We start from the raw sequence: 13,343 nt of genomic DNA on the forward strand, positions 1-13,343 counted from the left end.
ACCGAACCGGTGTCCGAAATCTTCGCCGGGAACAATCCCGCTTTGCGGAAAACGGGTGCGAATGTTACATAGAGGAAGTGTGGTTTACGCCGCTTCCCGCTCGTACCAGGCGACGATGCCGCCAAGCTGCTCCTGCCGCTTGACCGGACCTTCGGATGTGCGCTGGAAATCGGCACAGATGACGTTGTTGCTGGTACCCTGGTGGGGCCGAAGTTACATTTTTTTTGGAAAAACAGAAATCTCCTTCGATAAACCAAAACAATAAAAATCGTCCTCGTTCGAACCAGGACGGCGGCCATCAACCAGAACATCAAGATATTGTTTTATTCGGAGGAGTAAATGAAAACTTTATCAAGAGATAACTTGCCCTACCCGTACAAATCCGCTATACTGCACAGCATTATCATCGCGAGTCTGCTTTTTTTGCCAATGTTTATCAGCTCCGGGGCGGCAGCGGCCGTCACCCGGACAGCCCCGGAAAAAGGTTTTTGGGGGCGGGCGCCTGAACTTCGGGATAATTTTCTGAGCTTGGAACTTGTCGGGGTCGGTTCCTATGAGCTGGCCGAGATTTTTCACGATATTATCAGCCATTGCCCGGGCGTGCTTGAGGCCAGACGTTGCCGTCTCAACCTTGATCCGAACAACCCGAGAGCCAGCCTGGTCGAGTGGCAAATCACTTATACCGGCACCACCGCGTTCGCCCTGGAGAGCAGTATCTATCAGCGCCTGAAAGAAATCAGCGCCGAAAAACCGGTCGTCTATCCGGTCAACGGTTCCGAACTGACCTTGACCGCCGGAGAAAGCGAAAGCTTACAGGCAATCAAACCCTGGCAGGCAAGCAGCCGGCGGTTGCGTTTTGTCGAATCGCTGGTGTTTGCCGCCGATACGGATCGGGTTCGATGCCACGGGCACCGGCGAGTCACTCGCCCATGGCGGGATTATAGCCAACCCGGCTTCGAATAAAAATTTTCTAGGGACAACTGCTCATCATCACCATTAAAGAGGTTGACCATGAACTTTTCGCGTCTGCTCCTGCTCGTAACCCTGATTTTTTCCCTCAGCGCCTGCGCCGGTCTATACCCGGTCGATTACGCTCCCAGCAAGGCCGAACGCCTGCTTGATGAAAGAATCGAAAATCTGCTGGCCGACCTCGTTGCGGATCAGAGCTTCAGCCGGGCGGAACCAACGCCGGCCGCGATTGTCCCTGGTTCCGCCATTCAGGGTGAATATTTCAGTCGACTTGAAGAAATCTTATGTGAACGTTTGCAGACGCGCTTGCGGGAATCGCATGATATTTTTCAATTGACCCGCCAGAACTGGTTCGAACTCCGCGCCGGTCATGCCTTGAGTTTTCAGAATCTGGCTCCGGAACAACGCCGGCGTTTGACGACAGCGATCATTTACCAAGTCGAGATTACGGCCGACACCGTATTGGATCGAGTCAATGCCACCATCACGGCCCGCAACGCCGAGGGACGCAACCTGAGCGGGGTTGTCGCCAGCGGCCCTCTGGGCTTCGGCCGGGAAAGTCTCGCCCGGCAACTCTACTATGAAGCCGCCAACCGCAATCCCTTCCCTGAAGGACTCGAAGAACGCCCCTTCAGTTCCCTGGACAGGCTGGCTTACAGTCTGACCTCCGAGCTTTCCGAGAGTTACGCCAATGGTCTTCAGGTCGCCGGCCAGACCGTCTCCGATCGGGAAATCAAGGTCTTGCTGCACACCGGTTCGTCCTCCCATCTGGCCACCGGTCTCAACCGCGAAATTCAGGAAGCTTTGCAGCAGGCCCTGATCAGCCGCAGGGGCTTTACCTGCGTACTCAGCCGCGAGGATTTTGGCGCGGCCCTGCAACAGATTGATTTTTACCAATGGCATGCCCATCTTTTCAAAGCGATCGAGTTACCCCAATTTGAAGTCGGCACCGTGCTCCTGCTGGCCGATCTCAGCCAGGCCACCAAAAACGGAGTCTTCAGCCTCGCCTTAAGGGCCCTGTGGCGCACCAATCCTCTTGAGGATCGAAGCGGGGCGCTGGTGGTCGAAGATGCCGGCGGAACTTACGTTTCCGGGTTCACGGCCAAGGCCTATTTCAGCGGCGAGAATTTACGCTATCGTTACAACGATCACCGACCGGCCAAAGCTGGAGAACGAAGATTAGTCCAGCCGCTTCCCGACAAAAGCCCTTTGGTGCGCAAGCCCTGGAACGGCCCCAGCCAGGACCTGAATCTCTGTTTTTATGACTTCACCGAAACCCTGGCCGCCAGAATCTATCCGGTCCTCAATCAGGCGCCCGGGGTCACCTGGCTGCGGCGGGCGGACGAGCTCTGCGAACGAAACCGGGATTGTCTCTGTTACGAAATCTGGTATAATGGTTCCGCGGAAGACCTGGCGGCCTGGCTGACCCAATATCTGCGCACCTCGAGAAGTATTGGTTTCAATTTACGCAGCTATGGCCCCGGACGGCTGGAGGTTCATTTCGACGGCGGCTTCAATTGATAACGTTACATGAACAAACTCGTGTGATCGGTAAACAAAGGGACAAATCAAAATTTCTACTAAGGAGGGGAAAATGAGTCAAAGAGGATTTCTTAAAAAATCGTTTCTTCTGGTCGGCATTCTCTGTCTGCTGTTGGGTGGACTTGCCGCTTCGGCCGCGGCCCAGCAACGGATAGTCGTTCTGCCTTTTTATGTCGAAGAAGGAGCCGACGCCAAGGGGGGCGGTGACGCCACGCTCCACTTTCGTCGCATGATGCGCTTCATCAATAACCAGCTTGTCCGTCATGACTTTGAAGTTGTCAACCCCTTTGCCCAAGATGCCGGCGAAAGTGAATTCAACCGGGTCATGGAAAGAGCTCGTGAGGATTCGCCGATGGCCTGCATGGAGGTCTGCAAACGTTACGGAGTCGACGCCGCCTATGTCGTCTGGCTTCGCGTCAAGGTCCGTCAGACCCAGGATGGTTTTTGCCAGGCGAAAGCCCGCCTTGACGGCGAAGGCTATGACAGCGCCGGACACGATCTGGGCATCGGGGTTTCCAAATCCTGGGTTGAAACCGCCAGGGATTGTGACGACGCAATTGCTGAGTGCGAAAAAGAAGTTGGCGATGTCGTGGGTCGCAAGTTGACTGGTTGGAGCGGCGGGGCCGGTACCGGCAGGGCGATCGGCGGCGGTGGGGCTGTGGTCGGTTCCGCATCTTCCGGCGAAGGCGGAGCTTTGGCGCGCAACCTGGAAAAGTATGAAAACATCCTTGAGGTTCGTCTCGACGGAGCCACCGAATATGAAGCGGCCGAGGTCATGGGCAAAATTCTCAACACGGTTTCCGGGGTCATCGAAGCCAAACGCTACGGCGCCAATGTCGTTCCCAACAACGCCAAGGCCAGCTGGTCGACCTGGCGGGTCACGCATGAAGGCACCGATCCTTTTCGCCTGCAAGCCAATATCATGACCATGATCAACCAGGTTCTGGATGCAGGCGGCGAGTTGGTATTGAATGGTGTCCCTTACCGCTACGGCGCGGACGAAGTCAATCTTTTGATGGGAATCAGGACCGGCAGCGCCACCAGCCGCATGATTCAGTTTATTTTCGACCGGGAAAGAATGCGGGATCGTGAATTTTCCGGCCGCCATGATCCGTACAAAGCCCGCGAACGTAATCGCCCTGGATTTGAATAAAACTACACCTTACCGTTTATTTTCGCTTAAAAAAAAGGCGGATAACGGATAAGAGTATTTATTTGCGTCCCTCGGACGCACCGTCAGGTGCGGGGCACAAAAACCGTATTCGGGTTGCGGAGTGGGTCTCCGTCGTAAAGAAAAAAACGGCAACTGAATTACCGCCGCTGGTGTCATTCTTCATGCATGCCACCAGCGGCTTTTGCTGTTTTGACAGAACACGGGCCCTCTGCCTGTCTTTTTTTCGACTTCGTCTTCAGAGGCGACCCCATCTATGGGAGTGTGAAATGATTTTGTTCCGCAAAGTTTTCGGTTTCAGCTGCCTTTTCGGGCTGTTTTTTCTTCAGGCCTGCGCCGGCGGCGGACCGCACCGCCACGACACCAGAGCCCGCCCCGTGACCGTCTGTTTTTACGAATTCACTGAGGTCTACCAGGATCGCATTTACCCCCTTCTGGCTGAAGCGCCAGGGGTTTCCAACCTCAGGCGTTCCTGGAAGAACTGCGGTGGCAGGCAAACCTGTCTCTGCTACATTCTGACTTATGACGGCCCGCTTGACAAACTGATCCTTCGCCTGAAGCGGCATCTGCCGATCAAACGGATCATTCCTATCCGCGCCCAGGCCACCAACGAAAATCTGCTTGAGATTTTCTTCGATTCCGGGTTCAAATGAGCGCAGGTTCAAGAGAAAACCCAAGGAGAGAAAAGCTGTTTTGTCGCCTCGGCAGACAGCTGTTGTCTGGTCTTGCTTTCTGCAGTCTGACCTGGCTTCCTTCAGCCCAAGCCGGTATGCTGGACGTTCTCGGCACGGTTGGTAAAATCGGTGGCGGCCTAATTCTGGGCGGAGGTTCCAAGGCCGGCGGCCCCGACTCCTTCACCAGCAGCGACGTAGTTATCGTCACCAGCGGCGAAGATCTGATCGCCGCAGCCCTGGACCAGATTAAATTAGGGGAACAGATTGCCGCCAAAACCGAAGCCATGCAGGCTGAAATCAATAAGGTTTTCACTCGGCTTCGCACTTATCAGGCCATGCAGGGAGGGATCTGGTTCAATCTCGGCAAGGCCTATTATGAACTGCGGCGGGATCTGCTTGATCTCAACCGTCAAAACGGCTGCAGCGCCATTGAATTCAACCGCCGCACCCAGGAGAAGAGAATCTCCCAGATCCGGCTGCTCAATCAGGTGGAAATAAAGGCCCAGGCGGGTCTTTCCGAAACTGCCGAAACCATAGTTCTCAACAATAAAACCAATCATAACCTGCGCCGTTCAGTCAGTGAAATAATCAGTCACAATCCGCTGATCGCCTGCGGCTTCACCGCTCAGATCGAGAGTCAGAATCAAGCGCTGACCGAACTGCTTGACGCTTATGTTCAGCGCATCGGCGATCTTTATCTGAACTTTGATGAAGCGGAAAAGACCTTCAGCAAAATTTCCGCCGAATTCGGCCACGCTGAGCAGGAAATGAGCAACGCCATCAATAAATTTAACGAGCAAGGCGCCTTGGTCGCAGCCGAAGCCACCAAGCATGTCGGCATCATGGCTTTGCACAGCGCCAAATTAAGCGCTCTCCTGCGGGACGACAGTCACCGCAGTTTCATCGAGAACCTTCAGGTTGCCGGCCAGGTCGGCAACCTGCTCAAACGCATCGCCAAACTGACCGACACCTTGAACACCTTTAATACAACCAGACTCCAGTTCGCCGGCCGGGCCGCCACGATCAAAGAAGCCGGCGCTCAGGCTCAGGAAGAGATCACGGCTTCCGGAATCACGCTTCGCAGCCTGAGGAAAAAACTCAATCGTTCCTGGGAAGAGCAGATGGACGCCATTAATCAGGCGGCTCGAAAGGAACAGCTGAAAATTAAAAATCTGCAGCTGGAAATGGTGCAGATCGAAAAACAGAACCAAAAGATGGCCGGCCGGATGTATGCAAGACTCCATGACGAAGCCAAAAGCAAAGCCGATAAGGCTTTTGGCAAACCGGTCTTTTAAAAAAACAAAGGATTGTTTCATGCGCAGGCTTTTTCTCTGCTGGCCAGCCCTGTTTTTTTTATCAGCCATGTTTTCCGCCTGCGCTCCGAGCGCGGCCTATCAGGCCAGGGATACGCTGGCCGGAGCCTCCAGCGCCGCCGCCTGCGAAGCCGCCGCCACCCGTCAGGAGCGCCGGTCCCTGGCCGGCGACAGCTCGCAAATGCAAGGCGATATCGAAAGGATCAAGGAAGCCGAACGATTATTTGACCAGAAAACCGGAATCGTCCTGAGCTATTGAGAACGCCGCCACCAGATTCTATGCAATTACGTCCCAATTTTTGTCGTCTTGCGGCGGTCTTCGCCCTAGCCCTGTCTCTGCTCTGGCAAAATCCGCTCCCGGCCCGGGCCGCGGTGGCCAATTTCTGCTGGTGCGGTTTTTTTGTTTCCACGGAAAGCAACCAACCGGAGCTTAATCACCAGCTCGGCAAGATTTACCAGGCTCACCTTAAACGTTATGAGGATCCGGATAACGGGGTCATCATCGGCCTGCTCAAAAGCCTGCAATGGGATGAGATGACCTATCTTGGCTATCTCGGCATGACTCAGGACGAACCAACGGGGGCTTTGCAGCAGCTGGAAAACCTGGACACCACTTATGGTCTGTTTCTCGCGCTGGAACAGGTGCTCGCTTTCGCCCCGGATGAAAGCCTGGTTCACGGACAGCCGGTCAAAACCTATGTCGGCTATCTTTTCGGCTCCCTGAATCTTTTTCATCTGCAAAGCCGCAACCTGCTCTCTTCTCGTCCTTTCTTTGTCATTCAGCAGGAGCGCCAGCCGACAAAGACTTCGGCTATGCTGGACCTGGCCCTGACCGAATTGGCCCACAGACTTGAGGATCGAAAAAACCTTTTCACCCGGAAAATGCTGTCCGACTGGCAGGAATTTTTCGGGCTCCCCGGGGAACAGCGCGACATTTTGCGCCGGCTCAGCGGGCAGCTCGATGAAACCTTTGGCGTCGCGCCCCTCTGCCCCGGCTGCGTTCGCGTTCAGGGCACGACTCTCAATGAAGAAACCGCCAATCAGCTTAAAACCTTTATCCGTTATTACTTTAACGCGACCCTGGCCAACCATAGACCGGTAGTGTTTCTCCCAGGTTTCAGTGGCCAGGCGACCGAGAGCGTCCATACCCTGGTTACCGCGAACAAGGAAGGTGATGTCGTTTTCAGTGAAGAGTGTCTGGGCGGTTATGGGGATTCAGGACAAACCCGACTCTGCCTCAAAGTTCCGGCCCCCAAAAATCTTGTAAAGCTCAGCTTGCGCTGCCTGGTGGAGGAAGAAAACCACCAGGCGGAACAGGAAACCTTTGTCCGCAGCTACACCAGCCTGCTTGATTTTGCTTTGTTCACAAAAGGGCTTGAGGCGCCCCAGGTTCATTCCCTGAGCAATACCTACCGGCAGCTTCTGACCACAACCCGAAAACCTTCCGATCTCTACTATTTCAACAGCGTCATCAATGCCATCACGCAATTTTCGCCGGCGCTGCTGGCCGGCCCCTGAAGCCCTGCCCGCCCCTCAACCTGCAAGCATCACTTTACAGGTCCAGCGTAAAGGATTAAAACTGACTTAGCCCTGAGGCCGCCGCATCAGAGCGAAACTCTGGAAACCATTTTCAAGCAACAGAGAGGAAGCGATGAAATTTTTGCAGTCCTGGATTCTTATACCGTTTATACTGTTTTCACTATGCTCCCTGCCCGTACCGGCCAAAGCCGGAGAACTCCTCAAGGTTGATGCCCTGGTGGTCCGGGCCGCCGACCTCAAGACAGCTGAAAACCAGGCTCGGCGGCTCGCCGTGGACCGGGCCTTAAACCTGATGGGAAACCGGGAAATCGCCACCGAGATAAAAGAACAGGCTCATGCCGAGGCTGAAAAACTGGTAACCATCAATCGGGTTCTCAATCAGAATAAACAGCAGGACGGTTTCGTACAACCGGTTTTTTTCTGCACGGTCGACAAAACCGGCCTGCAGGCTCTGATCAACAGGAAACGGGAAACCACCCTCCTCGCCATGGATCGCCCTCAGATCAATATCGGCATTACCTTTCGCACCATTCCGCCGCTGCTGCAAGAAAATCGTCAGGCCTTTATTGACCGTATCAACAATCATCTCGAGGAATACTTTTCCCAAGGCGGATTTCGCATCGCTCCGGCCCCGGCCGCCATGCTTCGACGCCTGGAGAACGGCGACAGCAGCAATGCGATTCTGACCAGCTTCGTCTCACAATCCAGCGAGGTTAATTATCTTTTATACGGAACTCTCGACATCAATCCGGAAGACCTGCAGGAGCTCGACCAGGGCCGCTACTACAAAACCAGAGTTGGTCTGACCCTGCGTTTCTATAATATTCTTTCACACGATGTTATTTCTTTCAGTCGCGATGTCTACGGCAACGGCGAGAACCGAAAGGCTTCAGTGATCAACGCCATGCGCAATGGCGCCAAGGTGATCAGCGAAAAAGTTGCGGTTGGCGAGGTGGTCGCCGACTGGCGCCGCAAACTTAACGAAGGGTTTGAATACAGTCTGCAGTTTTGCGCCTTTCATGACCGGGGCTGGTCGAAAAACCTCCGCCGGGCCCTGAAGGAACATGGCAATTTCATCAGTAAAAGCCGAGGACAGAATCTGACGCAGATCTATCGTTTCAAGGCTGATCCCGGAAAATTTATGCACCCGTCCATTGATTTTGAAGATTTTCTGGATGATCTGGTCGAAGCGGATGAGGTGAGATTTGGTCTGATCGTACAAAACGACCGTCTTTACTTCGTTTTCGGTGACGACGATCAATGTTTTGACCTGGGTTTTGCCGAGGCGGAGGACGCGTTGAAGTAAAATCTGGACTTTTGACGAGTTTGGATAGAAATTTAATTTTCACAGAGAACAGGAAAGCTATGCTAGCCGCTTTTCTCGCGGTGGTTCTGGGGCTGGGGCTCTTGGTCTGGAGCGCCGACCATTTCATCGAGGGCTCGGCCGCGACCGCGCGCCATTTCGGCATGCCGCCGCTTTTGATCGGCATGGTGATCATCGGTTTCGGCACTTCCGCACCGGAGATGGTGGTTTCCGCCTTGGCGGCTTTTCAGGGAAACCCCGGGCTGGCCGTGGGTAACGCTTACGGTTCGAATATCAGCAATATCGCGCTGATTCTCGGGCTTACGGCCCTGATCAACCCCATTACCATTCATTCCCAGGTGCTGCGCCGGGAAATCCCGCTGCTGCTCGCCGTCACCGCCCTGGCGGCCTGGCAATTCGGGGATGACCAGCTCACCCGTGGCGAAGCCCTGGTCTTACTCGGCGTCTTTGGCGCGCTGATGGTCTGGACCATCCATCAGGGCCTGAAAAGTAAAACCGACCCCCTGAGCCATGAGATAATTAAAACGCTGGAGAACAAAGCGGTACCGCTGGAACAAAGCGTCTCCCGGTTGCTTGTCGGCCTGGTCCTACTGATTGTCAGCTCCCGTCTTCTGGTCTGGGGCGCGGTTGCCATCGCCCAGGCCTTTGGCGTCAGTGATTTGGTCATCGGCCTGACCATCGTCGCGGTGGGCACCTCGCTGCCCGAGCTGGCCTCTTCAATGATCGCCACCCGTAAAGGCGAGCATGATCTCGCTCTGGGCAATATCCTGGGCTCCAACCTTTTTAACACCCTGGCCGTGGTCGGCATTGCCGGAGCCATTCAGCCCCTGCGCGTCGCGCCCGAAGTCCTCTATCGCGATATTCCATTCATAGCCGGGCTGACCGTTTCCCTGCTTATTCTGAGCTATCGCTTTCGCCAATCCCGCCGCGGCAACCGCATCAACCGCTTCGCCGGCGCGTCCCTGCTGACCGCTTACCTTGCCTATACCGCGTATCTGATCAGAGGTTTTTTCTGACGGTATCTCTTTTTCGCAAAAAGCCCGATTAAGCCTTCCACGCCTCACAGCCCGGGGATCAGGAAAGACGATGTGACTTAAGATAATTATCCCGGAAGATTTTTTGTAAAACCGCGGCATCGCCAATCAAGTTCGCGACAGTATCAATATAATCACAGATCAGCTCCGGCCAGTCGCTGGTCGCATCCGAACCAAACAAGACCTGATCCTGATAGGTTAAAATAAAATCACGATACGCCTGCGGACTTGCTTTCATAAACGGCAATAATGAGGAGAAATCAGTAAAACAACCGGGATAGTGAATCAGAAGTCGGGCCATGATTTTGCGGGAAAAACCGAAATGAGGAAAGATAAATATCTGGTCACCGGAATCCGCCAGAATATTTTCGACAAAACCTTCTTCCTGACGCAGATCGACATGAAAGATCACAGGCCAGGCCAAAGCCCGGGCCTGTTCGATCAGGCCAATGGTCAGACGCTCAAAATCCCGGCGGCTTTTGCCGAACAGTCCCGGCCAGCCGGTCATTCCATAAACTTTATCTTCCTCGGGTACATAAAGCAGTTTCAGCCCGCGAAAACCGGCTGCGGCGAAACTGGACAGATCGGATTCCTCTTCCGTCAGATAACGGCTGTCGAGGTACGGAAAAACCTCAAGACCGGGGAACTCTTCGGGTGACGGCAGAGCCATGCCTTCGCTGCCGAAAAACAGATGACGACCAATTTTATCGTGATATGAATGAGGAATGAAAGCCAGACACTTCTCCGGATCCGAGGGATGATGTCCCATCACAATCAAGCCGAGCCCTTTCAAACCTTTTTCCCGTAAAGACAAACAGCCGTCGCGGTTTTCAAGCCGTGAATGACGCCAGAGATAGTGCACATGGGCATCGTAAATTTCAGCCTTTTCACACATAATAATTCCTTACAATTGTAAACCGCCGGCCCCATCAGGCCGGATATTTTTTCACCTTCTCTGTAAAGGACTCCGGAAGCTCAACACTACTGTTTACCGAAGGCTTCACCTCACAGGACAAAACTTCATCAGCTACCGGGGCATAAATTACAGATTTCCAGATCGAAGTCAACCCGAAACCCGAATCACATCCTGAATCTGGGCCTCGTCCCCCCAACTTCCATAAATCACAGTTGCCCGGCAAAAGTCTCCCGACCGGTGGTAAAAAACCTGTCACTTAAAAACCATCACCAAGCCCGAGCTGAACCACTTGTTTTTTCCGGTTGACAGTTGTGACAGTACAAGCTAGGCTGAGACTGACCGGTTTCGTTCTGAAAAACCCTGCCGCAGCCAGGCCTTGTCCGCTTTATGTGGTTTGCCAGAATAATCAACCCATTATCATCTCAAGCCAGACCGCCGGACCCGAACCACCATTTTTGACAAGGAGAAAAAGGATGGAAGAAAACCGTAATTTCAGCCGCATTAAGTTCAAGGCTCACACCAAACTCGAAATCGGCCCCCACTCCTACGGCGGCGAGCTTCTCGATATCTCCCTGAAAGGCGCCCTGATCAGTTCATCCGCTCGCTTGCCGATAAACCTTGAAGACGACGTCAGCATCAGGGTCTTTCTTCCATCTTCAGACATTTCTCTGGTCTTCAATGCCAGGCTGGTCCATCTTGAACAAAATCGCTATGGTTTTAAATTCACCGGTTATAACGCGGAAAGCATGACCCATCTGCGTCGTCTCCTTGAATTCAATCTCGGGGACCAGGATCAAGTCGTCAGAGAACTATATTTTCTCCAGAAGGTTTCATGACTTCAGCAAAATCTCTCCCTGAACTTAAAAACGGAGCCCTGCTGCTTTACAAAAGTCAGCCGGCGAAACTGATTCGCACGGGAGACAAACTTGAGATAGAAATCATCTCCAGCCTTCCGTTACAAAATAAAAAGGTCCGCGACAAGGATGTCAGCTGCCTGCACCCCGGACCGGTCGAGAACCTGCAGATTTTATCTCCCGAACCCGAGCTTCTCAACGAGATCCGCGCCTTGCTGAGCGGAGAGGAAACGACCCTGCCGGAACTGGCCGAGTTGCTGTTTAATCAAACTACTCCGTCCAGCATCTGGAGCGCCTGGCTGGTCGTGACCGAAGGTCTTCACTTTTACGGCTCTCCCCACCTGATTCAGGCCAGGAATGATGAAGATTACGCCCTGGAACGGGAAAAAAGAGAAGTTAAAAAGGCCCGCCGAGAAAAATGGCAGGCCTTCATCGAAAGGGTGGAAAAGGGCTCAATCCTGGAAGACGACCGGGAATTCATGCTCGAGATCGAAAACCTGGCTCTCGGCCAAGGCTCGGAAAGCCGACTCCTGCAGCACCTGGGTCGGCAGCAAACCCAGGAACACGCTCACGCCACCCTGCTTGAACTGAAATTCTGGCCCCGGCACTTCAATCCCTATCCGCAACGACTTGGCGTGCTCACCTCCGACACCGCCCCAGAACCACGGGAAAGGATCGAAATCCTCCCCGAGACCACCGCGGAGCGTCTTGATCTGAGCGAGCTTGCAGCTTTCGCCATCGACGATGAGGGCAGCAACGACCCTGATGACGCCATCAGTTTCGACGGCCGCCGGCTCTGGGTTCACGTCGCCGATATCGCCGCCGGCGTTGAGAGCGACAGCGCACTTGACTTCTATGCCAGAAACCGGGCCGCGACGCTCTATCTTCCGGAAATGATCCACCCCATGCTGCCGCCGGAATTTAACCGCAGATTCGGCATCGGACTGGAAACCACATCTTCGGCTCTTTCTTTTGCGCTCGAAGTGGATGATAACGGGATCGTAACCGATCTGGAAATCATTCCCAGCCGTATTCGGGTAACCAGATTGAACTATGCCGAGGCGGAAAAACAACTGCTTTGCAATCCTATTTTACAAAGAATCGAGCTTCTGACCGCAGCCCACCGGCAGCTGCGGCTTGCGGCTGGCGCCATCGAAATCGATCTGCCGGAATGCCGTATCAAAGCTGAAAACGGCAAGGTCAAAATCACGCCGCTGCCCAGTCTCGCCAGCCGGGTCCTGGTCAGCGAAGCCATGTTGATGGCGGGAGCCGCGACCGCCCGTTATGCGGAGCGACACGCGCTGGCGATGCCTTACGCCGGCCAACCGAAACCCATGGAAGACCCGACCGGCGCGACAAATTCCCTGCCGGAGCTTGTCGCCATGTACAATCTCCGACGGAAAATGAAGCCCGGTCGCCCGGCGACATCTCCCCTGCCGCATGCGGGACTCGGTCTCAACGCCTATGTCAGAGTGACCAGTCCCTTACGGCGTTATCTCGATTTGGTGGCTCATCAGCAACTGCGTCTTCACTTGGCCGGCCGCCCGCCATTATCGGCAAAAGAACTCGGGGAACGGATCATGGCGGTCAGTTTGCCCAGCACCCGCGTTCGGCAGGCGGAACGGCTGGCCAATCGTCACTGGACCCTGCTCTATCTGCAACAAAACCCCGACTGGCGGGGAAAAGGCATCGTGGTGGCGCGCTGGAATCGAAAAGTTCAACTTCTGATTCCGGAGTTGGCGCTCGAAACCGAACTGAGCGGCGCCGGAGAACTTGTCCTCGGTTCCTGGGTGCAACTTGACTCCCCCCGAATCAATCTGCCCTGGCTGGAAGTCTTTTTTCGCAGCAAACCTTTATAAAACACAACCGGGCCGAAAAGGCCCGGTTGTGAAATTCACTCCGCCGGACGATGCGGAAATGATGAACAAGAGTAAGCCTTCACGACGATAAAGAATACGGATCAGCTACGACCTTGCGTGATCTGCAGCGAGTTCCCCCTTCGTGTCG

At 54.3% G+C, this 13,343-nt stretch carries 12 protein-coding genes and 1 pseudogene; 11 read left to right on the plus strand and 2 right to left on the minus strand.

What is annotated here, in order from left to right; all coding sequences use genetic code 11:
* Positions 1-84 precede the first annotated feature (84 nt).
* Positions 85-210: pseudogene (locus ENN66_01755) on the minus strand (integrase).
* A 129-nt stretch (positions 211-339) separates the two neighbouring features.
* On the opposite strand from ENN66_01755, the gene ENN66_01760 reads away from it, so the two are divergent.
* The 9 genes from ENN66_01760 to ENN66_01800 all read left to right on the plus strand — a co-directional run bounded on the left by ENN66_01760 (position 340) and on the right by ENN66_01800 (position 9,548).
* The gene (locus tag ENN66_01760) at positions 340-963 is read left to right on the plus strand and encodes a hypothetical protein (protein HDS15345.1); all 624 of its coding nucleotides are present in this window, start codon (positions 340-342) and stop codon (positions 961-963) included.
* 48 nt (positions 964-1,011) lie between these two features.
* A complete protein-coding gene (locus tag ENN66_01765) occupies positions 1,012-2,490 on the plus strand; it encodes a hypothetical protein (protein ID HDS15346.1) in 1,479 nt (492 codons plus the stop codon).
* A gap of 73 nt (positions 2,491-2,563) precedes the next feature.
* The gene (locus ENN66_01770) at positions 2,564-3,664 is read left to right on the plus strand and encodes a hypothetical protein (GenBank protein ID HDS15347.1); all 1,101 of its coding nucleotides are present in this window, start codon (positions 2,564-2,566) and stop codon (positions 3,662-3,664) included.
* A 287-nt stretch (positions 3,665-3,951) separates the two neighbouring features.
* Complete coding sequence (locus ENN66_01775) at positions 3,952-4,335, plus strand: hypothetical protein (protein ID HDS15348.1); 384 nt, start codon at positions 3,952-3,954, stop codon at positions 4,333-4,335.
* Positions 4,336-4,397: 62 nt separating this feature from the next.
* Positions 4,398-5,651, plus strand: a complete 1,254-nt coding sequence (locus tag ENN66_01780) for a hypothetical protein (GenBank protein HDS15349.1) — start codon at positions 4,398-4,400, stop codon at positions 5,649-5,651.
* A gap of 19 nt (positions 5,652-5,670) precedes the next feature.
* On the plus strand, positions 5,671-5,928 hold the full coding sequence (locus tag ENN66_01785; protein ID HDS15350.1) for a hypothetical protein: 258 nt from the start codon (positions 5,671-5,673) through the stop codon (positions 5,926-5,928).
* Positions 5,929-5,948: 20 nt separating this feature from the next.
* Complete coding sequence (locus tag ENN66_01790) at positions 5,949-7,187, plus strand: hypothetical protein (GenBank protein ID HDS15351.1); 1,239 nt, start codon at positions 5,949-5,951, stop codon at positions 7,185-7,187.
* A 133-nt stretch (positions 7,188-7,320) separates the two neighbouring features.
* On the plus strand, positions 7,321-8,514 hold the full coding sequence (locus ENN66_01795) for a hypothetical protein (GenBank protein HDS15352.1): 1,194 nt from the start codon (positions 7,321-7,323) through the stop codon (positions 8,512-8,514).
* A 59-nt stretch (positions 8,515-8,573) separates the two neighbouring features.
* Complete coding sequence (locus tag ENN66_01800) at positions 8,574-9,548, plus strand: calcium/sodium antiporter (protein ID HDS15353.1); 975 nt, start codon at positions 8,574-8,576, stop codon at positions 9,546-9,548.
* A gap of 58 nt (positions 9,549-9,606) precedes the next feature.
* On the opposite strand, the gene ENN66_01805 is transcribed toward ENN66_01800, so the two are convergent.
* On the minus strand, positions 9,607-10,461 hold the full coding sequence (locus ENN66_01805; GenBank protein ID HDS15354.1) for a hypothetical protein: 855 nt from the start codon (positions 10,459-10,461) through the stop codon (positions 9,607-9,609).
* Between the two features lie 494 nt (positions 10,462-10,955).
* On the opposite strand from ENN66_01805, the gene ENN66_01810 reads away from it, so the two are divergent.
* Entirely contained in the window at positions 10,956-11,318 is a 363-nt protein-coding gene (locus ENN66_01810) for a PilZ domain-containing protein (GenBank protein ID HDS15355.1), read from the plus strand.
* Positions 11,315-13,195, plus strand: coding sequence for an RNB domain-containing ribonuclease (locus tag ENN66_01815; GenBank protein HDS15356.1), 1,881 nt, complete (start codon positions 11,315-11,317; stop codon positions 13,193-13,195). The genes ENN66_01810 and ENN66_01815 overlap by 4 nt, the downstream gene beginning before the upstream one ends.
* Positions 13,196-13,343: the final 148 nt, after the last annotated feature.

The sequence above is a fragment of the Pseudomonadota bacterium genome, from assembly GCA_011049115.1.
Taxonomy (GTDB): domain Bacteria; phylum Desulfobacterota; class Anaeroferrophillalia; order Anaeroferrophillales; family Tharpellaceae; genus DSCM01.

What these genes read in the sequence shown, in the direction of transcription:
- ENN66_01765 (HDS15346.1), top strand. Translation starts at nt 1,012, where the DNA reads ATGAACTTTTCGCGTCTGCTCCTGCTCGTAACCCTGATTTTTTCCCTC.
- ENN66_01770 (HDS15347.1), top strand. Translation starts at nt 2,564, where the DNA reads ATGAGTCAAAGAGGATTTCTTAAAAAATCGTTTCTTCTGGTCGGCATT.
- ENN66_01795 (HDS15352.1), top strand. Translation starts at nt 7,321, where the DNA reads ATGAAATTTTTGCAGTCCTGGATTCTTATACCGTTTATACTGTTTTCA.
- ENN66_01760 (HDS15345.1), top strand. Translation starts at nt 340, where the DNA reads ATGAAAACTTTATCAAGAGATAACTTGCCCTACCCGTACAAATCCGCT.
- ENN66_01800 (HDS15353.1), top strand. Translation starts at nt 8,574, where the DNA reads ATGCTAGCCGCTTTTCTCGCGGTGGTTCTGGGGCTGGGGCTCTTGGTC.
- ENN66_01805 (HDS15354.1), bottom strand. Translation starts at nt 10,461, where the DNA reads ATGTGTGAAAAGGCTGAAATTTACGATGCCCATGTGCACTATCTCTGG.
- ENN66_01815 (HDS15356.1), top strand. Translation starts at nt 11,315, where the DNA reads ATGACTTCAGCAAAATCTCTCCCTGAACTTAAAAACGGAGCCCTGCTG.
- ENN66_01810 (HDS15355.1), top strand. Translation starts at nt 10,956, where the DNA reads ATGGAAGAAAACCGTAATTTCAGCCGCATTAAGTTCAAGGCTCACACC.
- ENN66_01775 (HDS15348.1), top strand. Translation starts at nt 3,952, where the DNA reads ATGATTTTGTTCCGCAAAGTTTTCGGTTTCAGCTGCCTTTTCGGGCTG.
- ENN66_01790 (HDS15351.1), top strand. Translation starts at nt 5,949, where the DNA reads ATGCAATTACGTCCCAATTTTTGTCGTCTTGCGGCGGTCTTCGCCCTA.
- ENN66_01785 (HDS15350.1), top strand. Translation starts at nt 5,671, where the DNA reads ATGCGCAGGCTTTTTCTCTGCTGGCCAGCCCTGTTTTTTTTATCAGCC.